Annotated in this window: 22 protein-coding genes and 2 tRNA genes; 12 read left to right on the plus strand and 12 right to left on the minus strand. The window is 60.8% G+C overall.

Annotation, left to right across the window (positions count from 1 at the left end; all coding sequences use genetic code 11):
- Window positions 1-20: 20 nt before the first annotated feature.
- Window positions 21-1,406, minus strand: a complete 1,386-nt coding sequence (ehuR, locus tag ABVQ20_RS09530; protein WP_354459251.1) for a MocR-like ectoine utilization transcription factor EhuR — start codon at window positions 1,404-1,406, stop codon at window positions 21-23.
- Between the two features lie 156 nt (window positions 1,407-1,562).
- On the opposite strand from ehuR, the gene ABVQ20_RS09535 reads away from it, so the two are divergent.
- From ABVQ20_RS09535 to ABVQ20_RS09555, 5 genes are all read left to right on the plus strand, one after another.
- Entirely contained in the window at window positions 1,563-2,729 is a 1,167-nt protein-coding gene (locus ABVQ20_RS09535; protein ID WP_354459252.1) for an ROK family transcriptional regulator, read from the plus strand.
- On the plus strand, window positions 2,726-3,490 hold the full coding sequence (locus ABVQ20_RS09540) for an ATP-binding cassette domain-containing protein (RefSeq protein WP_354459253.1): 765 nt from the start codon (window positions 2,726-2,728) through the stop codon (window positions 3,488-3,490). The genes ABVQ20_RS09535 and ABVQ20_RS09540 overlap by 4 nt, the downstream gene beginning before the upstream one ends.
- A 39-nt stretch (window positions 3,491-3,529) precedes the next feature.
- Window positions 3,530-4,570, plus strand: a complete 1,041-nt coding sequence (locus ABVQ20_RS09545; RefSeq protein WP_354459254.1) for a sugar ABC transporter substrate-binding protein — start codon at window positions 3,530-3,532, stop codon at window positions 4,568-4,570.
- Between the two features lie 124 nt (window positions 4,571-4,694).
- Window positions 4,695-5,690, plus strand: coding sequence for an ABC transporter permease (locus ABVQ20_RS09550; protein ID WP_354459255.1), 996 nt, complete (start codon window positions 4,695-4,697; stop codon window positions 5,688-5,690).
- Entirely contained in the window at window positions 5,687-6,457 is a 771-nt protein-coding gene (locus tag ABVQ20_RS09555; RefSeq protein WP_354459256.1) for an SDR family NAD(P)-dependent oxidoreductase, read from the plus strand. The genes ABVQ20_RS09550 and ABVQ20_RS09555 overlap by 4 nt, the downstream gene beginning before the upstream one ends.
- A 361-nt stretch (window positions 6,458-6,818) precedes the next feature.
- Here the strand turns inward: ABVQ20_RS09555 and ABVQ20_RS09560 are convergent, their stop codons facing one another.
- Both ABVQ20_RS09560 and ABVQ20_RS09565 read right to left on the minus strand, forming a co-directional pair.
- Window positions 6,819-6,995, minus strand: coding sequence for a hypothetical protein (locus ABVQ20_RS09560; protein WP_354459257.1), 177 nt, complete (start codon window positions 6,993-6,995; stop codon window positions 6,819-6,821).
- A 178-nt stretch (window positions 6,996-7,173) separates the two neighbouring features.
- A tRNA-Val gene (locus ABVQ20_RS09565) sits at window positions 7,174-7,249 on the minus strand.
- Window positions 7,250-7,465: 216 nt separating this feature from the next.
- On the opposite strand from ABVQ20_RS09565, the gene ABVQ20_RS09570 reads away from it, so the two are divergent.
- The 3 genes from ABVQ20_RS09570 (at window position 7,466) to ABVQ20_RS09580 (ending at window position 9,491) form a co-directional block, all read left to right on the plus strand.
- A tRNA-Asp gene (locus ABVQ20_RS09570) sits at window positions 7,466-7,542 on the plus strand.
- A gap of 387 nt (window positions 7,543-7,929) precedes the next feature.
- Window positions 7,930-8,496, plus strand: coding sequence for a polysaccharide biosynthesis C-terminal domain-containing protein (locus ABVQ20_RS09575; RefSeq protein ID WP_354459258.1), 567 nt, complete (start codon window positions 7,930-7,932; stop codon window positions 8,494-8,496).
- The gene (locus ABVQ20_RS09580) at window positions 8,490-9,491 is read left to right on the plus strand and encodes a glycosyltransferase family 2 protein (protein ID WP_354459259.1); all 1,002 of its coding nucleotides are present in this window, start codon (window positions 8,490-8,492) and stop codon (window positions 9,489-9,491) included. Before ABVQ20_RS09575 ends, ABVQ20_RS09580 begins: the two co-directional genes overlap by 7 nt.
- 245 nt (window positions 9,492-9,736) lie before the next feature.
- Here the strand turns inward: ABVQ20_RS09580 and rbsK are convergent, their stop codons facing one another.
- The 3 genes from rbsK to ABVQ20_RS09595 form a co-directional block, all read right to left on the minus strand.
- Window positions 9,737-10,666, minus strand: a complete 930-nt coding sequence (gene rbsK, locus ABVQ20_RS09585) for a ribokinase (protein ID WP_354459260.1) — start codon at window positions 10,664-10,666, stop codon at window positions 9,737-9,739.
- Between the two features lie 4 nt (window positions 10,667-10,670).
- Window positions 10,671-11,123, minus strand: a complete 453-nt coding sequence (locus ABVQ20_RS09590; RefSeq protein WP_354459261.1) for an RbsD/FucU family protein — start codon at window positions 11,121-11,123, stop codon at window positions 10,671-10,673.
- 136 nt (window positions 11,124-11,259) lie between these two features.
- Window positions 11,260-12,309 (minus strand): ABC transporter ATP-binding protein, encoded by a 1,050-nt coding sequence (locus ABVQ20_RS09595; protein ID WP_354459262.1) that lies wholly within the window; start codon window positions 12,307-12,309, stop codon window positions 11,260-11,262.
- Window positions 12,310-12,588: 279 nt separating this feature from the next.
- Here ABVQ20_RS09595 and ABVQ20_RS09600 point away from each other — a divergent pair, with 279 nt between their 5' ends.
- From ABVQ20_RS09600 to ABVQ20_RS09610, 3 genes are all read left to right on the plus strand, one after another.
- The gene (locus ABVQ20_RS09600) at window positions 12,589-14,256 is read left to right on the plus strand and encodes a type 2 periplasmic-binding domain-containing protein (RefSeq protein WP_354459263.1); all 1,668 of its coding nucleotides are present in this window, start codon (window positions 12,589-12,591) and stop codon (window positions 14,254-14,256) included.
- Between the two features lie 94 nt (window positions 14,257-14,350).
- Complete coding sequence (locus tag ABVQ20_RS09605; protein WP_354459264.1) at window positions 14,351-15,472, plus strand: carbohydrate ABC transporter permease; 1,122 nt, start codon at window positions 14,351-14,353, stop codon at window positions 15,470-15,472.
- Window positions 15,473-15,481: 9 nt separating this feature from the next.
- On the plus strand, window positions 15,482-16,399 hold the full coding sequence (locus ABVQ20_RS09610) for a carbohydrate ABC transporter permease (RefSeq protein WP_354459265.1): 918 nt from the start codon (window positions 15,482-15,484) through the stop codon (window positions 16,397-16,399).
- Between the two features lie 16 nt (window positions 16,400-16,415).
- On the opposite strand, the gene ABVQ20_RS09615 is transcribed toward ABVQ20_RS09610, so the two are convergent.
- Together ABVQ20_RS09615 and hxlB are read right to left on the minus strand one after the other, a co-directional pair.
- Window positions 16,416-17,159 (minus strand): creatininase family protein, encoded by a 744-nt coding sequence (locus ABVQ20_RS09615; protein WP_354459266.1) that lies wholly within the window; start codon window positions 17,157-17,159, stop codon window positions 16,416-16,418.
- Window positions 17,160-17,162: 3 nt separating this feature from the next.
- Window positions 17,163-17,729, minus strand: a complete 567-nt coding sequence (gene hxlB, locus ABVQ20_RS09620; RefSeq protein WP_354459268.1) for a 6-phospho-3-hexuloisomerase — start codon at window positions 17,727-17,729, stop codon at window positions 17,163-17,165.
- A 185-nt stretch (window positions 17,730-17,914) separates the two neighbouring features.
- Between hxlB and ABVQ20_RS09625 the strand changes: the two genes are divergently transcribed.
- On the plus strand, window positions 17,915-18,937 hold the full coding sequence (locus ABVQ20_RS09625) for an aldo/keto reductase (RefSeq protein ID WP_354459269.1): 1,023 nt from the start codon (window positions 17,915-17,917) through the stop codon (window positions 18,935-18,937).
- Between the two features lie 89 nt (window positions 18,938-19,026).
- Here the strand turns inward: ABVQ20_RS09625 and ABVQ20_RS09630 are convergent, their stop codons facing one another.
- The 4 genes from ABVQ20_RS09630 to ABVQ20_RS09645 form a co-directional block, all read right to left on the minus strand.
- Window positions 19,027-19,299, minus strand: a complete 273-nt coding sequence (locus ABVQ20_RS09630; protein WP_023798342.1) for an HU family DNA-binding protein — start codon at window positions 19,297-19,299, stop codon at window positions 19,027-19,029.
- A 196-nt stretch (window positions 19,300-19,495) separates the two neighbouring features.
- On the minus strand, window positions 19,496-21,907 hold the full coding sequence (lon, locus tag ABVQ20_RS09635; protein WP_354459270.1) for an endopeptidase La: 2,412 nt from the start codon (window positions 21,905-21,907) through the stop codon (window positions 19,496-19,498).
- A 267-nt stretch (window positions 21,908-22,174) separates the two neighbouring features.
- Window positions 22,175-23,449 carry an ATP-dependent Clp protease ATP-binding subunit ClpX gene (gene clpX, locus ABVQ20_RS09640; RefSeq protein WP_354459271.1) on the minus strand — a complete coding sequence of 425 codons (1,275 nt, stop codon included), beginning with the start codon at window positions 23,447-23,449 and terminating at the stop codon, window positions 22,175-22,177.
- A 307-nt stretch (window positions 23,450-23,756) separates the two neighbouring features.
- Window positions 23,757-24,386, minus strand: coding sequence for an ATP-dependent Clp protease proteolytic subunit (locus ABVQ20_RS09645; protein ID WP_354459272.1), 630 nt, complete (start codon window positions 24,384-24,386; stop codon window positions 23,757-23,759).
- Window positions 24,387-24,717: the final 331 nt, after the last annotated feature.

Below are 24,717 nucleotides of genomic sequence, written 5' to 3' on the forward strand. Positions count from 1 at the left end.
CGTGACAATTTTCGGTGACATCAGACTCCGCGAAGGAGCATCTCGGGTTCACCGCGCAGCATCGACCCGACAATGCCAAGACCGCTTCCGAGATCGTCTTCCGTCGAGGATCCCAGCGATATCCTGACCGCTGGCTGCCAGGGCCCAGTGGACGTTCGAAACGAAGCCCCCGGCGCAATTGCAACGCCGCGCAGGCGTGCCTGCGAAACGAAGGCCTCTTCAGTATGTCCTTCAGGCAAGGGCAGCCAGATATGCAGCCCCTGGGGGTGGGCGTTGTACGTCAAGCCGTCGAGCAGCATGTTGGCGAGGGAATTGCGCCGCTCCAGCGCCTGACGCTGCCATTCGACGAGTTTCCAGGCCGAGCCGTCCGTGATCCACAGCGTGGCCAACTCCGCCATGGCAGGCGTTGCCATCCAGTTCGAAACCAGATGCCGGTTCGCCACGGCCGCGGCAAAGCGGTCCGAAGCAGCGAGATAGCCAATGCGCAGGCCAGGCACCGTTATCTTGGTGAAACTCGTCACGTAGAGCGTTCGCTCGGGGGCATAGGACGCCATCGGCATGGGACGCGGCTCGATCAGCGGCCCGAGGATGTCGTTCTCGATGATGGCAAGGTCATGACGCCGCGCCACCTCGGCGATCTCGTATCGCCTCTGCGCCGACATCAGGCTGACCGTTGGGTTCACCACCGTCGGCTGCAGGAAAACAGCGCGAATCTCGCTCTTACGGCAAGCGTTCTCAAGGGCCGCGGGCAGCAATCCTTCACCATCGATCTCCAGGCTTTCAACGTGGATGCCGAGATAATTGGAGAGCGGCAGGAGCGTATGGTAGCTGATCGCCTCGACGGCAAGCGTGGCTCCAGGCGTCACCGTGGCCATCAGCGCGACGGTCATTGCCGACGTTGCACCATTGGTGACGGTGACGTTCGCGGCGGCAATATCGACGCCGCATTTCTTGAGCCATTCCCTGCCAACCTCCCGGTGGCGCGGGAAAACCATGTTCGGACGGAATGACAGCGCCGCACTTGCCGGAAGGTTCTTGCCGAGCCACGCAAACCCATCGCGCATCTTCTGCAGATGCATGTCGCCGCAGACCGGTTTCAGAATTGAAAGATCGATGACGTCGCCAAAGCGCTCCGGCAAGTAAGGCGGCATTGTCTCCTTCGGCTGCGCCAGCACGAAGGTGCCGCGGCCGACCTCGCCGGAAATCAGCCCTCGACGAATGAGGAGTTCGTAAGCACGGCTGACGGTGTGAATGGAAATCCGCAGCTGATGCGCAAGTTCACGATGCGTGGACAGTCGACTGCGGGGTTTCAGATCGCCCCGGCTGATGGCGTCCGCAAACTGGTCCGCCAGGGACGCGTATGCGGGGCGAGGCAGCTTGCTTGGGTCGGGTCGCCACATTGTCATGCTACAAATATGCTCTGACGCATCGACAAGTAAATGACAATCTGGAAGTGCGCGGGCTCGCATCGCGGTTCGCAATCATCAGCTGATTTATTTTTGAATTCCATTTGACTGAATAAATATCCGGTGCGAAACTGTTGGCTCTTGAGGGCGCAAGTCATGGCACTGCGGGGGACCAATCAGGAATTCGGCCGGCCCTACAACCGGCGCATCGTGCTTGAGTCGATCCGCCTCCACGGCCCCGTTGCCCGCGGCGACATCTCCAGTCGCGTCGGGCTCACCGTCCAGACAGTCTCGACCATCGTTCGCGAGTTGGAAGAGCAAGGCTATATCCTGTCCGTGCGCGAGGAGCCGAAAGGCCGTGGGCTTCCTCCGACAACCCTTCGCATCAATCCCGAAGGTGGCTACGCGGTCGGTATCCACATCACCCCCCTGGGCATCAATGCCGCGCTGATCAACCTCAGCGGCGATGTCATCGAAAGCATGCACCGCGAGGCCCCCAATGCGACGCCCGATCATGCCTTCGAGCTGATCGGCGCCATGGTGAGAGAGTTGACCGGACTGAGACCTGGAGGACGCGTTCTGGGCATTGGCATGGCCCTGCCCGGCCCCTTTGGCGTCGAATCCATGAGTTTCGTCGGCCCGACCACGATGGCGGGCTGGAAGGACGTGGCGCTGCGGGAGCGGCTGACGGCATCGACTGGACTGCCCGCCTTCTTCGAGACCGACATGGCGGCAGCCGCCATGGGCGAGCGCCTTTACGGCCTCGGTGCGCAGCACTCCGAATACTACTACCTCTATTTCGGCGTTGGGCTTGGCGGCGTCATGGTGCACGAGGGAAGCGTCTTGCGCGGTGCGTGGGGAAATGCCGGCGAGATCGGACACATTCCCGCGGTTCCCAATGGCGAGCTTTGCCCCTGCGGCAATCGCGGCTGTCTCGAAAGATACCTTTCGCTCGAGGCGCTGGGGCGCTGGGGCGGCAACGAGGCCGATTGGGTGAGGGAGATCAGCCCCATCTTCCACAATGCCGTCGCCGTCATCGAAAATCTGTTCGATCCCGAAACCATCATACTGGGCGGACTGGCATCCAATGACTTGCTCGAACGTCTGGCGGGTTCAACGGTCAGCCTTCCCAACTCGGTCTCGGCCCGACGGGACCGCGTGACACCTCGTGTCATCGTCGCCAGCGGTGGGCAGCATGCGGTGTTGCGCGGTGCGGCTGCCCTTGCCGTCTCCGGAGTGCTCTCGCCACGCTTCGGCCAGATGTTCGCAGCCGAACGAGAACGCGGGCGCGATCTCGCGAGAAGCGGAGGGATGGCGGCATGACCGACCCCTTGCTGGTCCTCGATAACGTCACCAAGAACTATGGCGCCATCGAAGCGCTCAAGGGCATCAGCTTTTCGATCGGCAAGGGCGAGGTCGTGGCGCTGCTGGGCGACAATGGCGCCGGCAAATCCACGCTGGTCAAGATCATCGCCGGCGGACTGGAGCCGACCTCGGGCCGCATGCTGTTCGAAGGCAAGGAATTCCTCGCCAGGTCCCCGGCCGAGGCCAAGGCAGCAGGCATCGAAACCGTCTACCAGGACCTGTCGCTGTGCACCAATGTCGACGTGGTCGCCAATTTCTTCATGGGCCGCGAGATCACCAGGAAGGTGCTTGGCATCCCAGTGCTCGATGAACGCGCGATGGAGACCGTCGTCGAAAAGGCGCTTGCCAGCGCCGGTACCCGCATCCCTTCGCTGCGCACCAATGTCGAGCATCTTTCAGGCGGCCAGCGCCAAGCCATCGAGCTCAACCGGTTCGTGCACTGGGGCGGCAAGCTGGTGCTGCTCGATGAGCCGTTCGCGGCCCTTGGCGTCGAGCAGACGCGGCGCGGTCTCGACATGATCCGACAGGTGGCAAGCCAAGGCATCGGCGTCGTCATCATCACTCACATCATGCAGCAGGCCTTCCAGGTCGCCGACCGGATCGTGGTGATCCGGCAAGGCGTCGTGGCGGGCGATGTCGCACGCAACAAGACAAGTCCCGACGCGGTGATCAACATGATCACCGGAGAGACGCTTGCCGGTGCCGGACCGGCAGGCTGAGGGACAAAGAGGGGTCCGGCTCAACAGGGAGCGAAAGACATGAAGCGAATACTTCTTGCTGTCTTCGGTATCCTGGCACTGGCCTTTGCCACGCTCACGCCGGCATTCGCGCAGTCCAAGGGGACCGTCTACTACATGGTGCCGACATTGCTCGACGAATTCCAGACCGGCTCGGTGAGCGCGCTGGAGCTGTTCCTGAAACAGGTCGGCTATGAAATGAAGACGCTGAACGCCGACAACAAGACCGACGCCCAGCAGTCACAGATGAACGATGTCATCGCGCTGAAGCCAACGGCGATCATCCTGGCCGCGGTCGATTTCAATGCGTTGAAGCCGTCCATCGAGGCGGCACGCGCCGCAGGCATCCCGGTGATCGAGTTCGACCGCCAGATCACCTCGACCCCGTCCGACTTCACTTCAGTCGCGGGCACTATCGAGATCGGCTACGTCGCGGCCGACCAGGCCGAGAAGCTGTTGAAGGCGAAGAACGGTGCGGTGAAGGGCAAGGTGCTGCAGGTGCTGGGCGACCCCGGCGATCCCTACACGCTCGATATCCAGAAAGGCTTCGAGGACAAGATGAAAGCGTTTCCGGACGTCAAGATCATCTCGCTTCCGGCCATGCAGTGGGAAGCCAGCAATGCCGGCACGATCGTCGCCGACCAGATGCTGGCAAACCCGGACATCGACCTGATCTTCAGCCATGCCGCGCACCTCTCGGTCGCCGCCGTCGCCTCGCTCGAGGCCGCCGGCAAGAAGCCGGGCGACGTCATGCTGATGAGCTCGAACGGCGCACCGGTCGGCCTCGACCTGATCCGCAAGGGCTGGCTCAACGTCGAGGTCGAACAACCGCTGTATGCGCAGGCGGCGGCCGTCGCCATGTTCATGGACAAGGTCGCCAAGAAGCAGGATATCAAGCCCGGCGAATACGACGTGCTTGGCTTGAAATCGACCGTGACCAAGGAAACCTGGGGTCCGAACATCAAGATCCCGGGTGCCGCCATCACCAAGGAAAATGTCGACAACCCGGCCTTCTGGGGCAACCAGAAGCCTCCGACGGACACCGTCAAGCCGGTCGAATAGGCACATCGCATAGAATGCTCCGGGCCAGCTCGGCCCGGAGCCGTTCTCGCGCAATTCCAATCCGCGTACGATCCTTACCGAAAATCGAACCGAGTTTCGGGTCGTGCGCCAGCCGGATCACCCCATGAACCCCCGCACACGCCGCGCCCTGGAGTTCGTCCTCGATAACCTCGTCTGGTTCATGCTGCTGTTCGTGCTGGTGGTCTTTTCCATCTTCGTTCCGAACTATTTCCAACTCGGCATCTTCGCCAACATCATCGAGGCCTCCAGCGTGCTCGGCGTCATGTCGATCGGCCTGGCGCTCGTCATCATCGCCGGCCATATGGACCTGTCGGTCGAATCCGTGGCTGCACTCAGCGCCATGGCCGTCGGCATCCTGTTCTGCTCGTCTGGCATTGGCCTTGGCGTGCAACTGCACCCCGAATGGCTGATGGTTCCGGTTTCGCTGGTGTTGGCGCTGGCCGTGGGCGGCCTGATCGGCGCCTTCAACGGCTATCTGGTGGTGAGAGTGAAGATGAGCGCCTTCATCATCACGCTGGCGTCCTACATCTGGGTGCGCGGCCTGGTGCTCGTCATTTCGGGCGGCCGCTCGGCGCAGGACCTTGCACCGGCAATCCGCTGGTTCGGCATTCAGCGTCTGATCGGCCTGCCGCTCACCGCCTGGATCGCAATCGGGTGTTTTGTGGTCTTCTCGCTGATCATGGCCAAGACGCCGTTCGGCCGGCACCTGGTGATGATCGGCGGCAATGAGACGGCGACCTTCCGCGCCGGTATTCGCGTCAACCGCAACCTGATCATCGCCTTCGTTCTCGCCGGCGCCATCGCCGGCCTCGCCGGCTGGCTGCTGGCGATTCGCACTTCGGGCGCCACCGCCAATCTCGGCGTCGGCCTGCTGTTCAACGCCTTCGCCGCCGTCGTCATCGGCGGCGTCAGCCTCAAGGGCGGCGTCGGCACCCTGCCCGGCGTCTATGCCGGCGTGCTCCTGCTTTCGGCCATCAACACGGCGATCAACCTTATGGGCCTGCCGGCCAACTTCACACAGGTCATCCACGGCCTGCTGGTGTTGGCCGCCGTGCTGCTCGACGCTTTCAAGCAAACCATTCGACAGAGGCTGGCATGACTGGACGACTGAAGGACAAGGTGGCGCTGATCATCGGCAGCGCGCGCGGCATTGGCAAAGGCATCGCGCTGCGCTTCGCCGAAGAAGGTGCGAGGCTCGTGCTGGCCGACACAGAGATCGAGGCCGGGCAAGCGACGTCGGATGAACTTGACGTCCCCTTCATCCGCACTGACATCTCGCTGATGTCCGACGCCGAAGCGGCCGTGGACCTGGCGTTGAAACACCATGGCCGCCTCGACATCATCGTGCAGAATGCCGGCATCTATCCCTGGCAGTTGATCGAAAACACCAGCGCCGATGACTGGGACCGCGTGATGGCAGTCAACCTGCGCGGCACCTTCAACGCCACCCGCGCCGCACTTGTGCCGATGAAGGCACAACGCTCTGGGCGCATGCTCTACACCTCATCCATCACCGGCCCGCACGTCACCAGCCCGGGCCACGGTCACTATTCCGCCAGCAAGGCCGGCATCAACGGTTTCATCCGTGCCGCCGCGCTCGAATTCTCCGGCTATGGCATTACTGTCAATGGCGTCGAACCCGGCAATATCCTGACCGAGGCTATCGAGCTTCATCGCGGTCCGGCCTATATCAAGAACATGGAGGACTCCATACCGCTTGGCCGGCTCGGCAGCCCTCGCGACGTCGCCAATGCCTTCCTGTTCCTGGCGTCGGACGACGCCAGCTATATCACCGGCACGACCATCATCGTCGACGGCGGACAGCTGCTGCCGGAGGGCAACGATTTTCGACTCTTGCCGCCGTGATCCTTATTTCTGCGATGGTTTCTCCTTGCGTCGCAAAGCTTGCCTCCCACAGCGAGTCCGAGCTGAGATGCAATCCGCGGGGCTCGACTGATCGTTGCCTGCTGTGCGTTATATTGAACATGTGAGCGGTGACGACCGTTCGAACAGACGAACGGTTAAACTGCGAAATAGTAAGTGACCCGCTGCGTTGTAGTGTACTCGCACACTCGCCGGGCGCAGTATCAACGCGTTTCAAACGCGCCCAGTCCTTCGGCGATCAGGTTGGTCGCCACGACCAGCGAAATGATCGCCAGCCCGTTGAAGGTCACGACCCACCAGAGCCTCCCGAGAGGAAGACATAGCCATCGGCGATGGCCAGCCCTCAGTCGGCCGAAGGCGGTTGAATGCCAAGCCCCAGAAAGCTCAACGTCGCGACGGTGAAGAACGCATACCCCAGGCGTACGATGCCCTCGATCAGGATCGGCTGCCGGACATTGGGCAAGATCTCTAGGAACATGACGGCGAGCGGACTGCATTGCCGCCGCCCAGTGATCTGCATTCTTTCGCCGCGGGCAATCTTGCAGCGACAGGCTAAGGAATCGCCGAGCAGTTCCGGCTTCCCGGTCGATATCCGCGGAGCCTGAAAAAGCATGAACTTCTTCGCGCCACCGCCGCCTTTCTTTCGAAGGCCGCAGGCGGCGGAAACTTGGTGGGTCCCGGCTAAATCATTGAAATCATGGTGGGCGATGACGGACTCGAACCGCCGACATCTTCGGTGTAAACGAAGCGCTCTACCAACTGAGCTAATCGCCCGCTCGCGCGGACCTTTAAGCAGTTAGGACGAGCTCCGCAAGGCCAAATGCGTGCGTCGTCCACTGACTTCACGTCGGTTTTGCGAACAAAACGATGCCTGTCAAAAAACCTTCTCATGTTTGCATTTATGGTGTCCCGGCACGCTTGACACCCGCGGGCGAACCCCTTATCCACCGCCCCAACGACGAACACGGCTGACACGTGCTCGTCAAATGCGCGGGTGTAGCTCAGTTGGTTAGAGTGCCGGCCTGTCACGCCGGAGGTCGCGGGTTCGAGCCCCGTCACTCGCGCCATTTCTCTCAAGGGTAACAAGCCCTTGGCTTCGGAGAAATGTCGACATTGATTGTCAAATAGTCTCCATACATGAGGAAACTTAGGTTCTTTTGGATCTGAGTTTCATTTTGTATGCATGGACTTGCGCGCCTGCTTGCGGATCGGTCCAAAAGACAAAACGTCCCGGCAGAATTGAGTTTACGCATCGACTCCCGTTAAGTTTATCTCGCGCGCTGCAGCATTTTACGTTGCGAGCAGCGCCTTCCTACTGGCCGAAGCGCCGGTGACAGGCGAAGCACAATCCAAATCGCGATCGAAGGCACATAAATTGATAGCCAGATCAGGACAACCGTAGAAAACTGTGAGAGTTAAGCTCGATCAGAATCGGCCAGATGGGGGCTTTATTTATGAGCGATCATACGGGGATTGGCCCAAACCTTCTTGAATCCATGCTCGCTGCCGCTGTGCGGGACCAACGTACGGTGGATGAACAACGTCAAAGCGTCGCACCTCTCGTCGACGGCATGTCCTTTTTCGACAGCGTTCGACACAATGACGACCGTGGGAGTGTCACCGAGATCTATGACCCACGATGGGGTTGGCATCCCGACCCACTGGTTTTTTCCTATATCTTCACAATTCGCCCGGGCATCGTGAAGGGTTGGGGTCTGCACAAGCTACACGAAGATCGTTATTTCGTGGTGAGTGGCGAGCTGGAGCTCGTCCTTTACGACCCTCGGCCGGAATCCAGCACCTATGGCAAGATTTCCAAGGTCTACCTTTCCGGCAGTCGTCCCCGGCTTGTCAATGTCCCGAAATTTGTCTGGCACGCGGACCGGAACATCGGAACGTCCGACGTGGTCGTCGTCAATTTTCCAACCATACAATACGACCATTCAAATCCGGACAAGTATCGCTTGCCGATCGACACCGATCTCATCCCCCATGACTTCGGAAGCGCGAAGGGATGGTGAGTAGGCCTCGATTTTCCATCCTGATGCCGACCCACTCGCGCGTGGATGTTATCGGCCTGGCCATCCAATCAGTGTTGGATCAAACCGTCGAGGACTTCGAATTGCTGGTCGTCGGCGACGGCTGCGCGCCTGGCACGGCCGAGATCGTAGAAGCCTTTCACGATACCCGCATTCGTTTCTTCGATCTTCCCAAGGCGCCGAGCTTTGGCTACGCCAACCGCAACATCGCGCTGCGCGAGGCGCGCGGAGATTTGATCGGCTTTGCGGCCGACGATGATCTCTTGTTCCCGGACCATTTTGAAGTTCTGGCGGATGGCCTCAAAAATGGAGCTGCCATAGCGTATAGTCAGGCACTGTGGATTTCCACCGACGGCGTCGCCGCCCCCTTCCTGACCAATCTCGAACTGGCCGACGAGCTCCGGTTCTTCATGGAAAATGGGAACACCATACCCGCCAGTTGCTTTCTGTATCGGGCCGGGTGCTTGCCCTCTCGGGACGTTTGGCCGGAGGATATCGCATCGGCCGCGGACTGGCGACTATGGCAGCGGATCATACGCGAAAACCCGCACAATCCTCCCAGCTATTGCCGTGTTCCAACTGTCCTGCATTTCAGCGCCACATGGAAAAATTCTCGGCACTCCGCAGTACCCCAGCTCGCCACGCTTCTTGACATCGCGGATAGCGCAGCCTGGTGGCCTTCGACATTGCGCGTCAGCGTACCGAAGGCCAGCAACGAGCAGTACGAGTATTCACGCCTCATGCACATGGACCGCACGACGTGGAGCGAGCAAACGCGCCGGGCAGTCAGCGATCTGGTGGCACGGCTTGCGTGGGAGGATGTGCAGGCGACTCAGCCTACACGTGCAAAGGTCGAAGCAGAAAACATTGCGCTGCAACTGGAAATCGCAGCTTTGCACCAGTCCACGAGTTGGCGTGTCACAGCCCCTTTTCGCAAGATCGCCACAAGCCTGCGTCGTAAAAACCCTCAAAACTGAAGCTCGCTCTCATTTTCGAGGCTAGCGAACACCTGCAAAGCGCATTACGTCGGCCACCGGTGAGGGAGCCGAGCGGAAACGTTGCGTTGAGGCTGATCGAACGGCAGGCGAGTTCGGCACACAGCGCAAACACCCGCTCGCGCGGCATGTCGACCGTTGAGACAACGCGCGGGGCATCAGCGGGGCACCCCAGCCGGCAATGCGTACCGCCTCGAACTTTTCCGCAAGCGGCAGCTGGGTGAGGTTCAGGCTCTGGCGAGCAAGGCCTCCACCTCCAGCAGTGCCGGCATGGATGGCGCCGTGCCAGGCCGCGTGACCGAAATGCCGGCGACCGCGCAAGCAAAGCGGACAGCCTGTAGCGGCTCCATTCCTCTCGACAGTGCGGCGGCCAGTCCGCCATTGAAGGCATCGCCAGCACCGGTGGTTTCGACCACGGGGCCGGCGTTGACAGCGGCGACATGATCGGAACGATCGGCTGTGTGCAACAGCGCGCCCTTTTCACCGAGCGTGATGATTACCGTGCCGACGCCTTTTTCGAGCAGCTTGTCGGCGGCACGGCGGGCATCGTCGACGGACGAGACCTTGATGCCGGTTAGCTCCTCGGCTTCGGTCTCGTTGGGCGTGACATAATCGCAAAGCGTGTAGATGCGATCGGGAAGTTTTGCCGCCGGCGCCGGATTGAGGATCGTCGTCACCCCTGCCCTGTCAGCGATCTCAAGCGCCCGCACCGCCGCGTCGATCGGCTGTTCGAGCTGCGTGACAAACACGCCGGCCGAACGGATCAGGCCCTCATTGGCTTCGATGTCACCAGGCGAAATCAGCATGGCCGCACCGGGGCTGACGATGATGGCATTGTTGCCGGTCGTTTCCTCGACGAAGATATAGGCGGCGCCCGTATAGCTTTCCGGAGTGTCGATGACAGCGCTTTTCACGCCCGCCAGCGCCCAGGTTTGCCTGGCCATATCCGCGAAGGGATCGACCCCGAGGCGCGTGAGGAAGGTGACATCGGAGCCAAGCTTTCCTGCTGCGACGGCCTGGTTCGACCCCTTGCCACCCGGGCCAAGCTTGAAGGATGTGCCGAGGATGGTCTCGCCCATGCGGGGCTGGCGCTGCGCCCGGTAGGCGGTATCGGCGACAAAGACGCCCAATATGACGATCGGCTTGCCCGAAGCCATGCTCCTACTCCGCATCCGGCGGGACGACGCCCTTGCGGAAGGCGAAGCAGCCATAGAAGCGACGCTCGCCGGTCTGGATGACGCAGTAGGCCTGCTTGGAACGTTCGTAGAAGGCATAGCGCTCGACCGGCACCATCGGCCAGGGCTTGCCTTCCGCTGCGTCGATTTCCTTTTGCACCTCCCTCTGCACCGGCGGAATCTCCTCCGGCTTGCCGACGATCTCCATGCGGGCGGCGGAATCGTCGACAAAAGTGTCCAGCGGGTAGAGCGACAGCACCGCCTTGACCACCTCGGCCGCCGAGGCGTCGATGCGCAGCAGCCGGCCCAACACGGTCTGGCGCGCCACGGAATCCGAAGGGAAATTGGTGTCGGCGATGATCAGGTCGTCGCCGTGCCCCATCGCCCGCAACGCCTGAAGCACATCGGCGTTGAGCAGCGGATTGATCCCTTTGAGCATGATACTCCCTCGAACGGCGTGTTTGACTTGAGCCCGGCGGCTGATCCTGGAGAATGACGTCGACTTCGGATAGATCAAGCGGGAAATCAGGATGTTGGAGCGTTCTGTGCACCTGTATAGGGCGCGTCCTTCCCTTCTAAAGGCGCTGGCCAGTCCCCGCGTCGAACAGGTGAACCTGATCGAGCCTTGGTTTCAGATGCAGCGTGTCGCCCGGCTTGAAGTCGTGGCGTTCGCGGAACAGCGCCACCATCTCGCCATCGCCGAAGCGCAGGAAGACCAGTGTTTCGGAACCGGTGGGCTCGACCACTGAAATCCTCGCCGGCACGCCGTCGGGATGAATCTCGAGATGCTCCGGGCGCACGCCGTAGACCACGGCCCGCCCCTCCTGCACCGCATTGTTCGCGGCAATCGGGAACAGGGTGCCGGCGATGTCGACACCAGTCTTGCGCATGACGCCCTTGAGCAGGTTCATCGAGGGCGAGCCGATGAAGCCGGCAACGAAGAGATTGGCCGGCCTGTCGAAAAGCTCCAGCGGCGCACCGACCTGTTCGATACGGCCATCGCGCATCACGACGATCTTGTCGGCCATGGTCATGGCTTCGATCTGGTCGTGGGTAACGTAGATGGTGGTGGTCTTCAGCCGCTGGTGCAGTTCCTTGATCTCGGTACGCATCTGGACGCGCAGTTTGGCGTCGAGGTTGGAGAGCGGCTCGTCGAACAGGAAGACCTGGGGATTGCGCACGATGGCCCGCCCCATGGCCACGCGCTGGCGCTGGCCGCCCGACAATTGCCTTGGATAGCGCTTGAGATAGGGGGCGAGATCAAGGATCTCCGCCGCGCGATTGACCCGCTCCGTAACGACAGCCGGATCAGTGTTACGCAGCTTGAGCGCGAAGGCCATGTTCTGCTCGACCGTCTTGTGGGGATAGAGCGCGTAGTTCTGGAACACCATGGCGATGTCGCGCTTGGCCGGCGGCAGATGGTTGACCACGCGGTCCCCGATGGAGATCGTGCCACCGGAGACGGTTTCCAGCCCCGCCACCATCCGGAGCAGCGTGGACTTGCCACAGCCCGACGGGCCGACCAGCACCACGAACTGGCCGTCGGCGATATCGACGCTGACATCGTGCAGGACCTTTACGGTCCCGAACGCCTTGGCTGCATTGCGGATTGCGACTTGAGCCATACACTCCCCTTCCGGCCCCAGATGCCGTTTGCGCAGAAGCTAACCAACGCGCCCTGCCAGGGCAAGTCAGTCTCTTATAGATAAAAACCCGTTTTCGTTGACACGGCGCTTCGTTCTGAGAATAGTGGCAGGCGCCAGTCCGAATGCCGACAATCTATCCGGTGGTCGGAACTCGAAGCGACGCAGTGTGGGGGCTTGCTTTTCCGCTTTGATCACGGGCCGTCATCCGGAGGGGATAGGCGTTGCGATTCACAACTCATGTTCTGGGAGGAATAGGAAATGAAAGTCGGTATTTATGAACAGTTGATCCGAGCCGGCGCGAGCCGACGCGACATTTTGAAGGGAGCGGCCAGCATGGCCGCCATCGCGGCCGCCTCAAGCGCCGGTCTTGGCGCCTTCACCCGTCCAGCTTCCGCAGCAAGCGAGCTGCGCACGAAAATCCTGCAGATTCCCGGTGTCGGCAAGGGTCAGCCAACGGACGCTGACTTCCAGAAGGTCGGTGAACTCTGCCTCGACGCAACCAAGGCCAACGTCAAGCAAGGCGAGTTCGCCGGTGTCGAACTCACATTCATGGGCCTCAACAACCAGAACCTGCACAATGTGCTGTTCCGCGGCTTCCTGAAGCCCTGGGAGACATATACCGGCGCCAAGATCAACTGGATCGATCTTGCACAGGCCGACTACAATGCCCGCCTGCAGCAGTCGATCGCCACCGGAACCGTCGACTTCGACATTGCCGAGATGGGCGCGCCTTTCGAAGGCGACGTCTGCGGCAAGGGTCTCACGTCCGAGATGCCCGACTGGGTCAAGAAGCAGATCGATATCGACGACCTCGTCAACTACCTGAAGCCGCCAGTCGGCACCTGGGACGGTAAGCAGTATCGCGTCACCATCGATGGCGACACGCACAATTTCAACTATCGCACCGACGTGTTCGCCGATGCGGATCTCGCCAAGCAGTGGAAGGACGGCGGCGGTGCCGGCGAATGGGGCGTGCCGAGGACCTGGCAACAGGTGCAGGCGGTGACCAAATTCCTCAAGGGCAAGAAATTCAAAGGTCAGGACGTCTATGGGTATCTCGACGCGCCCAAGCCCTGGGGCGGATTCGGCTTCTACTTCCTCGGCAGCCGCGCCACCGCCTATGCCAAGCATCCCGACGACAAGGCCTGGCTGTTCGACGCCGACACGATGAAGCCGCGTGTCAACAACCCGGCCTGGGTGCGGGCCATCCAGGACGTGATCGACGCGCTGCCGTCCGAACCCGCCGACCAGATCAACGCCGACCCGAACACCACCGGTTTCCAGCAGTTCCTGGCCGGAACCGGTTCAATGATCCCCTGGTGGGGTGATATCGGCTCCAACGCCAAAACCAACGATTCCTCCGTGGTCGGCGACCTTTGCGGCTTCGACATCCTGCCGGGCTCGGATGACGTCTACAATTCCAAAACCGGCAAATGGGAAAAGCTTGCCAGCGGGCCGAACTACGCGCCCAACCTCGCCTATCTCGGTTGGGGCATCTATGTCATGGCCCGCGTCGACAGCGATTCGAAGAAGCACAAGGCCGCCTGGAGCGCAGCGGCGCATCTCGGTGGCAAGGATCTGGCGATCTGGACGGCCATGTATCCGTCCGGCTTCCAGTGCTATCGCAACAGCCAGCACGATATCGATGAATGGGTGGCCGCCGGCTACGACAAGGCATTCATCTCGAACTACCTTGACTCCCAGTTCAACTCTTACAACCATCCGAATGGCGCGATCGAGCCACGTATCCCCGGCATCTTCCAGTACTACAGCGCTGCCGAGGACATCTTGGCCAACACCTTTGCCGGCAAGATGAAAGCCCAGGAAGGCGCCGACGCGATAGCAGCGGCCTGGGAAAAGCTCACCGACCAGATCGGCCGGGAGAAGCAGATCAAGCTCTACAAGGCCTCGCTCGGTATCAGCTGATGCTGCAATGAACCTGGGTCCGGCGACGTAAGTCGCCGGACCCGTCCTGACCGGCCAGGTCGGTCGAGGATCCCCTTGCTAGCGGACGAGATGCGTGGCTGACCAGACTTTGTCGAAGAATGCATGGCCGGCAAACGCCGCCCCCTCGGATCTGATCCCGCCCGGCCGCAAGCGGTTCGGCTGGGGGCTGATGGCCCTTGCGACGATCGGCCTGCTGGCAACCATCGGACTGCAAATCCTCTACAAGACCGATGTCGACGCCATCGGTTTCGAGACCTGGCGACCCGTCGTCTATGCCTATGTATTGTGGGGGATCGCGATCGGCGTGGGACAGGTGTTGACGCGCGGCGAAGACGGCCAGCGCGCGCTGTTCCTGTTGCCGGCGTTGCTCTTCACCATCGCCATGGTGATCTTCCCGACCCTGTTCGGTTTCTACATAGCGCTGACCGACTGGAACCTCAGTTCGTTCGCTGGCAGAAAATTCAACGGGCTCGACAATTTCTGGCAGATGCTGGGCGACCCCTACTATCGCAACGCGCTGCTCAACATGGTGCTCTACGTGCTTGCGGTTCTGGTCGAATACGTCATCGCGTTCGGCCTGGCATTGCTGCTCAACGCGCAGATCCGCGCAAGAAAATTCTTCCGTGTCGTCTTCCTGATGCCCTTGATGCTGTCGCCGGTAGCGGTGTCATGGATGATCGGCAAGTCGCTGATGGAATACAGGTTCGGACCGGCGGCGACGCTGGCGCGCTATCTCGGCTGGGAAAACCCGGCCTTCTTCTCGAACCCGATCACCGCCCGCATCTCGATCATGGTGCTGGATGCCTGGACCTTCATCCCGTTCATGATGATCATGTTGCTCGCCGGCCTGCAGGCGATGTCACGTGAGATCCTCGAAGCCGCACGGGTTGACGGCGCCAATGCGTGGCAGACCTTCTGGCAGATCACATTTCCCCTGATGTTGCCGGTGTCGGTGACCGCGGTCGTGTTGCGCATCATCTTCAAGCTGAAGCTCGCCGACATCATCATCACTGTCACCTCAGGCGGCCCCGGCGGTGCCACCGATTCCGTTTCAAGCTTCATCTACCGCGAATATCGCGACCGATCGAATGTCGGCTATGGCACGATGCTGGCGATGGTCTACCTGGTCATCATCGTCGTGTTCGTGACCTGGCTGCTGAAGATCGCCAGCCGCTTCGTCCGCAACGTCAACTAGAGCAGAATGATGAGCGTCCAGACCACCGAGTATGTCGCTTCCGAAATCCGCTCTCCGGCCAGCTTCATTGCAAGCCGCGCCTTCATCTACGGCGCGCTGGTTTTCTGGGGTTTCATCTGCCTGTTCCCGATCTACTGGACGATAACGACCTCGTTCAAGGTCGCGGTCGATGTCACCCAAGGCCATCTCATCCCCTTTGTCGACTTCCAACCGGACTGGAAGGGCTGGCGTTCGCTCGGCCTGTCGCCGGATTCGATCTTCCAGACCTCCACGGTGCGCGATGAGTTCTTCAAGCGCTTCATGAACTCCGTCATCATCTCCGTTGGTGCGTCGAGCCTCGCAATCGTCATCGGCAGTCTGGCGGCCTACGGCCTCACACGGTATCGCTATCAGTTTGCATGGTTCCGGAACGAGGACATCTCGTTCTTCTTCCTGTCGCAGCTGATCCTGCCGCCGGTGGTGCTCGCCCTGCCCTTTCTCGTGCTCTACCGCGAGGTTGGCCTGCTCGATACGCGCATCGGCCTGATCCTGCTCTACACGCTGATGGTACTGCCGATCGTCATCTGGATCATGCGCGACCAGTTCAATTCGATCCCGGTGGAACTGGAGGAAGCAGCGCTTGTCGACGGCCTCTCGATCTGGGGCGCGTTCTTCCGAATCGTCATGCCGATCGCACTGCCCGGCATGGTCGCCGCCTTCATCCTGGCGATGGTGCTGTGCTGGAATGAATATTTCTTCGCCGCGCTTTTGACCTCGACCGATGCCAAGACGATCCCGGTCATGCTGGCGAGCCAGACCGGCTCGCAAGGCATCAACTGGTGGTCGATGGCGGCCCTCGCGACAGCGGCAATAGCGCCGCTCGCCGTCATCGGCATCGCGCTGGAGCGCTACCTGATCATGGGCATGACGGCCGGTGCGGTGAAGTAGGCTGCACCATGGCCCATCAGGCCGTGAGGGTCCTCCGCAGATGATCAAGGATCATCGCCACACCTTGATTGCCGAGGTCTGCCGAAGCCTCGGCAGCGGTCTTCGTGTACCAGCTGTCGTTGTCGGCGAAATGCGCGGCGTCGACCGCTTCGGGGCATAGCGCCAGCATCAGCGAGGTTTCGCCGATCCCTGCATGATCGAACGGATACTTGCCGTTCATGTCAGCCGGCATCAGTGGATGCACCTGCACCCAGTTGAAGAAATTGCCGCCCTCGGCATGCTCGGCATAGTAGTCGGCCATGGCGTTGGAACCCCACCAGCCCTCGCCGCGCTCCTTTTCAAGAAAGCGGAAGATCGCCTGCCGTCCCGCCGTCTTGAACGCGAGATCGGTCGGCATGCCCGCGGCAAAATTCTCGGTCTGGTGGTGGATGATGGCGTGAATGTTGCGAAAGCCGATGCGCAACAGGCCGAAGAACAATTCCTCCGCGAACGGCGCCAGCGCATTGCCACCGACCTGCACCGAGCCGTTGCCTTCCGGCGGCGCCACGGCGTAGCTGGCGGCGCCGTAGTAGAAGGGTGGCAGGATGACGACGTCCCCTTCCTTCTCGAACAGCTCCAGTGTCTTGATGACAGCCAGCGTATCCATGCCGACAGCCATGTGTTCACCATGGTATTCGAGAACACCGAGCGGCAGGGCGACCGGCCATTTCTCGGCGATCGCCTTGCGGATCTGATGCGGCAGCATGAGTTCGTAGCGCATGATCTATTCCATATTGGTGTGGCGGGAGCGCATGGCCTCGGGCGACTGGCCGGTCATGGTCTTCAGCTTCAGCACCATCACCTCGAACACCAGGAACAGCGCGCCTTCGAACACCGATCCCATCGGCAGGACCGATGTTTTTTCCGGCCCCTGATCATCAGCCATGGTTTGCGCAGGGATCGGCAGTGTGAAGTCCGACAGGGCCGCCGCGCTGCTTTGCGGTTGCGCGGTCAGCAGCAGGACGGTCGCTCCCGCTGCGCGGGCGACCCGCATCAGGGTGAGCACCGTGGAGGTTTCGCCGGGTCCCGAACTTAAGAGGAAGATGTCGCCTGAGCCGAGCGGCGGCGTGGTCATGTCGCCGACCACCGACACAGGCAAGCCAAGATGGTGGAGCCGCATGGCAAAACCCTTGACCTGCAGTGCCTCACGGCCGCAGCCATAGGTGACGATCTGCTTCGCCTCGGCCAGCATCTTGCAAGCGGCATCAATGCGGTCTTCGTCGACCCGCGCCAGCACGTCGCCGAGTTCGCGCAAAGCAATGCCGAACAGATCCGCGCCGGCATTGGTCATGATTGTACCGCCAGCCTCCCGGAGCCCGAAAATGGTTGGGATTTCCTGATCACGTTTCCCCCGAACGGCTTGTTTTCATTCATGCTATCACCGCGAAAATCCGTGTCCAACGGTTCGCGGCGCTTTTGCAGCGCCACGGGCATGATAGTGTGGTGTCAAACCGGAAAATCAGGAATTCGCAGGACATGAAGACACGGCATTTCGACCGCATCGGCAATGGCGGCATCACCTTTACGGAACTCGGCTTCGGCACGGCGCCGATCGGGAATCTCTACCGCGCCGTCTCCGACCAGGACGCCAATGCCACGCTGGAGGCGGCGCGGCGGACTGGTTGCCGGTACTACGACACCGCGCCGCTGTATGGCCTCGGCCTTTCGGAAACACGGCTCAATCCCTTCCTGCGCTCGAAGAAGCGCGACGACTATGTGCTGTCGAGCAAGGTCGGCCGCATCATGCGCGCCTGCCCGCCGGAACAGCGCACCGGCATCGGCAAGTTCTTCGATACGCCGTCGCGTCGCGAGGTCTACGACTACAGCTATGACGGCGTCATGCGTTCGTTCGAGGCCTCGCTGGAGCGTCTCGGCGTCGACCGCATCGACATACTTTTCGTCCATGACGTCGACATTTTCACGCACGGCAGCAAGGAGGCGTCCGACCAGCGCATCGAGGAGTTCATGCGCTCCGGCTATTACGGGTTGCTCTCGCTGCGCGACCAGGGCGTGATCAAGGCGTTCGGCGGCGGCATCAATGAATGGCAGGTTGCCCAGACGCTCGCAGAACGCGGCGATTTCGACCTTTTCCTACTTGCCGGCCGCTACACGCTGCTGGAACAGGAGGCGCTGACATCCTTCCTGCCGCTATGCCAGGCACGCGGCATCGGCATCGTTCTCGGTGGCCCCTACAATTCAGGCATCCTGGCAACCGGGCCGAAGCCCGGCGCCTACTATAATTATTCCGAGGCGTCGCAGGATATACTCGACCGTGTCGCGCGCATCGAGGCCGTCTGCAAGCGTCACGGTGTGCGGCTGATCGAGGCAGCGCTCCAGTTTCCGTTGCTGCATCCTTCGGTCGTCTCAGTGATCCCCGGCGGCCAGAGGCCGGCCGAAGTCGAAAGCAACCGTTCGCTCCTCGATGCAAAACTGCCCGAGGCACTCTGGTCCGATCTCAAGAAGGAAGGCCTGATGCGCACGGATGCGCCCACGGCCTGACGCAGCCTCAAATCGCACAGCGATTTTGGAAGCACAAAAAAGAAAAGCCGGGCAAGCCCGGCTTTTCTGATCTCTAAAAAGAAATGGTCTTAGTTGACCGCGTCCTTGAGGCCCTTGCCGGCCGAGAACTTCGGCACGGTGCGCGCCGGGATCTGCACTTCCGCGCCCGTCTGCGGGTTGCGACCGGTCGATGCGGCGCGCTTTGACACGGTGAAATTTCCGAAGCCGACAAGCCGGACATCGCCGCCCTTCTTCAGTTCACCGGTGATCACGGAAAATACCGCATCCACGGCCGACTGCGCGTCACCCTTCGAAATGCTCGCGGCGTCGGCGACAGCGGACACCAGTTCGTTCTTGTTCATAAAAATTCCCTTCCATGAGAAAACCGGAACTTACGACTCATCCGGCAGGAAACGGACTTTAGAAAGAAGCGTTCCGGCAACCAAGTCGAAAAGGCCTAGAGAAAGCGAAAAAAGCCCGGAAATCCGGGGTTTTTCACATGAAAAAGCCGGGCTCGAGGCCCGGCTCTCTCTTTTTGCACCGCAACTTTAGCTCAAGCTAATGAGCAAGCGACTTGCCGGCCTCATCGACGGTATCCGTCGCGGCCGGTGCGTTGACCGGCTCAACCCATTGGATCGGGTCCGGCATACGCACCAGCGCGTGGCGCAACACTTCGCCAACCCGTGAGACCGGAATGATTTCCATGCCGTTCTTCACGTTGTCCGGAATCTCCGCCAGGTCCTTGGCGTTTTCCTCCGGGATCAGCACCTTCTTGATGCCGCCGCGAAGTGCGGCAAGCAACTTCTCCTTGAGGCCGCCAATCGGCAAGATGCGGCCGCGAAGCGTTATCTCGCCAGTCATCGCCACATCGGCCCGGACTGGAATACCCGTCAGCACCGACACAATGGCTGTCGCCATGGCAGCACCTGCAGACGGGCCGTCCTTCGGTGTGGCGCCTTCCGGCAAGTGCACGTGGATGTCGCGCTTGTCGAACAGCGGCGGCTCGATGCCGAAATCGATGGCCCGCGAGCGGACATAAGACGCCGCCGCCGAGATCGATTCCTTCATCACGTCGCGCAGATTGCCGGTCACCGTCATGCGGCCCTTGCCGGGCATCATGACACCTTCGACCGTCAGCAATTCGCCGCCGACTTCCGTCCATGCCAGACCAGTGACGACACCGACCTGATCGTCGGACTCGACCTGACCGAAGCGATAGCGCGCAACACCAAGATAGTCGGCGAGGTTGTCCGCCGTGATGTTCACCGTCTTCTTCTTCGTCTTCAGGATCTCGGTCACAGCCTTGCGCCCGAGCTTCATCAGCTCGCGCTCCAGGCTCCTGACGCCCGCTTCACGGGTGTAGGTCTGAACGATGCCGCGGATCGCGTCCTCAGCGACGGAAAACTCCTTCGGCTGCAGCGCGTGATCGCGGATCACCTTCGGCATCAGGTGCCGCTTGGCGATCTCGATCTTCTCGTCCTCGGTATAGCCGGCGATACGGATGATCTCCATGCGGTCCATCAAGGGCGCCGGGATATTCAGCGTATTGGCCGTCGTCACGAACATCACGCTCGACAGGTCATATTCGACCTCGAGATAGTGGTCCATGAACGTCGAGTTCTGCTCGGGATCGAGCACCTCGAGCAACGCCGATGACGGGTCGCCACGGAAGTCCTGGCCCATCTTGTCGATCTCGTCGAGCAGGAAGAGCGGATTGGACTTCTTCGCCTTCTTCATCGACTGGATGACCTTGCCGGGCATCGAGCCGATATAGGTGCGACGGTGGCCACGGATCTCGGCCTCGTCACGCACGCCGCCCAGCGCCATGCGGATGAACTCACGTCCAGTCGCCTTGGCGATCGACTTGCCGAGCGAGGTCTTGCCGACGCCGGGAGGGCCGACGAGGCACAGGATCGGCCCCTTCAGCTTCTTCTGGCGGCTTTGCACGGCGAGATACTCGACGATGCGCTCCTTGACCTTGTCGAGACCAAAGTGGTCGGTGTCGAGCACGTTCTGCGCGAAGGCCAGGTCCTGCTTGACCTTGGAGTTCTTGCCCCACGGTATCGACAGGATCCAGTCGAGATAGTTGCGCACCACGGTCGATTCAGCCGACATCGGCGACATCGTCCGCAGCTTCTTCAATTCGGCTTCCGCCTTTTCGCGGGCCTCCTTGGAGAGCTTGGTTTTCTTGATGCGTGCCTCGATCTCGGCGGCCTCGTCGCGGCCATCCTCGCCCTCGCCGAGCTCCTTCTGGATCGCCTTCATCTGCTCGTTGAGGTAGTATTCGCGCTGCGTCTTCTCCATCTGGCGCTTGACGCGCGAGCGGATGCGCTTCTCCACCTGCAGGACGGAGATTTCGGCTTCCATGAAGCCCATCGCCTTCTCAAGCCGCTCCTTGACGGAGAGCGTGGCAAGCATTTCCTGCTTCTCGGGGATCTTGATGGCAAGATGCGAAGCGACCGTATCGGCGAGCTTGGAATAGTCGTCGATCTGGCTGGCCGCACCGACCACCTCGGGCGAGATCTTCTTGTTCAGCTTGACGTAATTTTCGAAGTCGGTGACGACCGAGCGCGCCAGCGCCTCGACCTCGACCTCTTCCTCCTCCGGCTCGACCAGCGCCGTGGCGTGGGCCTCGTGGAAGTCGGGACGGTCGGTGAACGAAACGATTTTCGCGCGCGAAGCGCCTTCGACCAGCACCTTCACGGTGCCGTCCGGCAGTTTCAGCAGCTGCAGCACATTGGCGAGCGTGCCGATGTCGAAGATGGCATCGGGCTCGGGTTCGTCATCGGCGGCATTCATCTGGGTGGCAAGCAGGATCTGCTTTTCCTGCCCCATCACCTCTTCCAGCGCCTTGATCGACTTTTCACGCCCGACGAAGAGCGGAACGATCATGTGCGGAAACACCACGATGTCTCGCAGTGGGAGGACTGCGAAGACGCCGTCGCTGGGAGCCTTGGATACTTTGGCCATTGTCCAACCTTTCATATCGCGGCCGCCAATCGGCCAACCGCGAATCTCATATTAACGACCGAGGATCGTTCCGCCTATCACCGATTGTTACCGGAGTTTTACAGCACAGAATTCGGGCACCTCGGCCTTCTTTGGTTAGTTGGATGCACGAGGGGCAAAGATCAAGGGCTAACACAATCCGTTCATCCAACTCATTGCCAGGCTAACGTCCACGAAAGCAAAACGGCGCCTCGCGGCGCCGTTTCAAAATCCGCTTTGAGGGGCACGTCAGGCGCTGACGTTGCCCTTCTTTTCCTTCTGTTCGGAATAGATGTAGAGCGGCCGGGCGCTGCCGGTCACCACGTCTTCCGAAATAACCACTTCGCGCACGCCTTCCAGCGCCGGAAGTTCGAACATCGTGTCGAGCAGGATCGCTTCCATGATCGAGCGCAGGCCGCGCGCGCCGGTCTTGCGCTCGATGGCGCGCTTGGCGATCGCCGACAATGCGTTCTCATGGAACGTCAGGTCGACATTCTCCATCTCGAACAGCCGCTGATACTGCTTGACCAGCGCGTTCTTCGGCTCGGTCAGGATCTGGATCAGCGCCGGCTCGTCAAGGTCCTCGAGCGTTGCCAGAACCGGGAGACGGCCGACGAATTCCGGGATGAGACCAAACTTCAACAGATCCTCGGGCTCGACCAGGCGGAACACATCGCCGGTGCGGCGATCCTCGGGCGAGGCGACGATGGCGCCAAAACCGATCGAGGTCTTCCTGCCGCGATCCGAGATGATCTTGTCCAGTCCGGCGAAGGCGCCGCCGCAGATGAACAGGATGTTTGCCGTGTCAACCTGCAGGAACTCCTGCTGCGGATGCTTCCTGCCGCCCTGCGGCGGCACGGAGGCGACCGTTCCTTCCATGATCTTCAAGAGCGCCTGCTGCACGCCCTCGCCCGACACGTCGCGGGTGATCGAGGGATTGTCGGACTTGCGCGAAATCTTGTCGATCTCGTCGATGTAGACGATGCCACGCTGGGCCCGCTCGACATTGTAGTCGGCCGACTGAAGCAGCTTCAGGATGATGTTCTCGACATCCTCGCCGACATAGCCTGCTTCGGTCAGCGTCGTCGCGTCCGCCATGGTGAAAGGCACGTCGATGATGCGGGCCAGCGTCTGCGCAAGCAGCGTCTTGCCGCAACCGGTCGGACCGATCAGCAGGATGTTGGACTTCGCCAGCTCGACATCGTTGTTCTTGCCGGCATGCGCGAGGCGCTTGTAGTGATTGTGGACCGCCACCGACAGCACGCGCTTGGCGTAGGGCTGACCGATGACATAGTCGTCGAGAACCTTGAGGATCTCCTGCGGTGTCGGCACGCCTTCGCGCGACTTCACCATCGAGGTCTTGTTCTCCTCGCGGATGATGTCCATGCACAGCTCGACGCATTCGTCGCAGATGAAGACCGTTGGACCGGCGATCAGCTTGCGCACCTCGTGCTGGCTTTTGCCGCAAAACGAGCAATAGAGCGTGTTCTTGGAATCACCGCTGTTGTTGCCGACCTTGCTCATTTTCATGTCCTTTCATGGCCGCCCGCCGATGGTCTGGCTGAAAGGGCGCATACTCTATCTATCGCGAGAATCCGCCGCCGCCAGTGACCCAGCTCACACAACGCATTCCGTACGAAACACAAATCAGAAAACGTGGCAATGATTCGCGACAACCCCGCATAAAGCTAAGCCGCCGAAACTCAATAGAGCCTTAACGTAGGCAATCCTGTCCCCCGAGGGAACAGCCAATTGTGGCCGAAATGCCGCAAGACGCGCCAAAAGCGCGTGATGCGGCGTTTCCAGCCGCCATACAACTGCCAGTGCGCGCTTATGCAGCAACACCTTCGGCCGGCTCGCGCGACGAAATGACCTTGTCGATGAGGCCGAAATCCTTGGCTTCGTCCGCGGTCATGAAATGGTCGCGGTCTAGCGTCCGTTCGATCTCTTCGTAGGTCTTGCCGGTGTGTTTGACATAGACCTCATTGAGACGGCGCTTCAGCTTGACGATGTCCATGGCGTGCCGCTCGATGTCGGAAGCCTGGCCCTGGAAGCCGCCGGAAGGCTGGTGAACCATGATACGGGCGTTCGGCGTGGCAAAACGCATATCCTTGTGGCCGGCGGTCAAGAGCAGCGAGCCCATCGACGCCGCCTGCCCGATGCAGAGCGTCGAGACGGCCGGCTTGATGAACTGCATGGTGTCGTAGATCGCCATGCCGGACGTGACCACGCCGCCGGGCGAATTGATGTAAAGGTTGATTTCCTTCTTCGGATTCTCGGCTTCGAGGAACAGGAGCTGCGCGCAGACCAGCGTCGCCATGCCGTCCTCGACCGGACCGGTGATGAAAATGATGCGCTCTTTGAGGAGGCGCGAGAAAATGTCGTAGGCCCGCTCGCCGCGATTGGTCTGCTCGACCACCATCGGAACGAGGTTCATGTAGGTTTCGACAGGGTTCTTCATGGACTATCCCTTTTTGGAGATGGGATTCCGGCGCCGGGAGATGTTTGCAGGTCGGGCAGAATCGGTTCTGGATCGTTGTGCAGTAAATAGGATGCCGGCTCACCCTTGCGCAAGGCCGGGAGGCCTAGCCATCCGGTTAAGTCGCATTAAGGTTGCCGCCAAGGGAACTGTTATATGCCCTTAGCATCGTCTCCGCCGTTTCGTCGAGCTTGACGAGCCGAAAGCGTGCGATCATCGCCGCGTAGCGATTTTTTAACCGCGTCGCTTAACGAAATGCGGCGAATCCACTTCCCCTCGACACCGCTTCCCCTACAATTCAACGTTGAACCAC

Source organism: Mesorhizobium shangrilense (assembly GCF_040537815.1).
Classification (GTDB): Bacteria; Pseudomonadota; Alphaproteobacteria; order Rhizobiales; family Rhizobiaceae; genus Mesorhizobium; species Mesorhizobium shangrilense.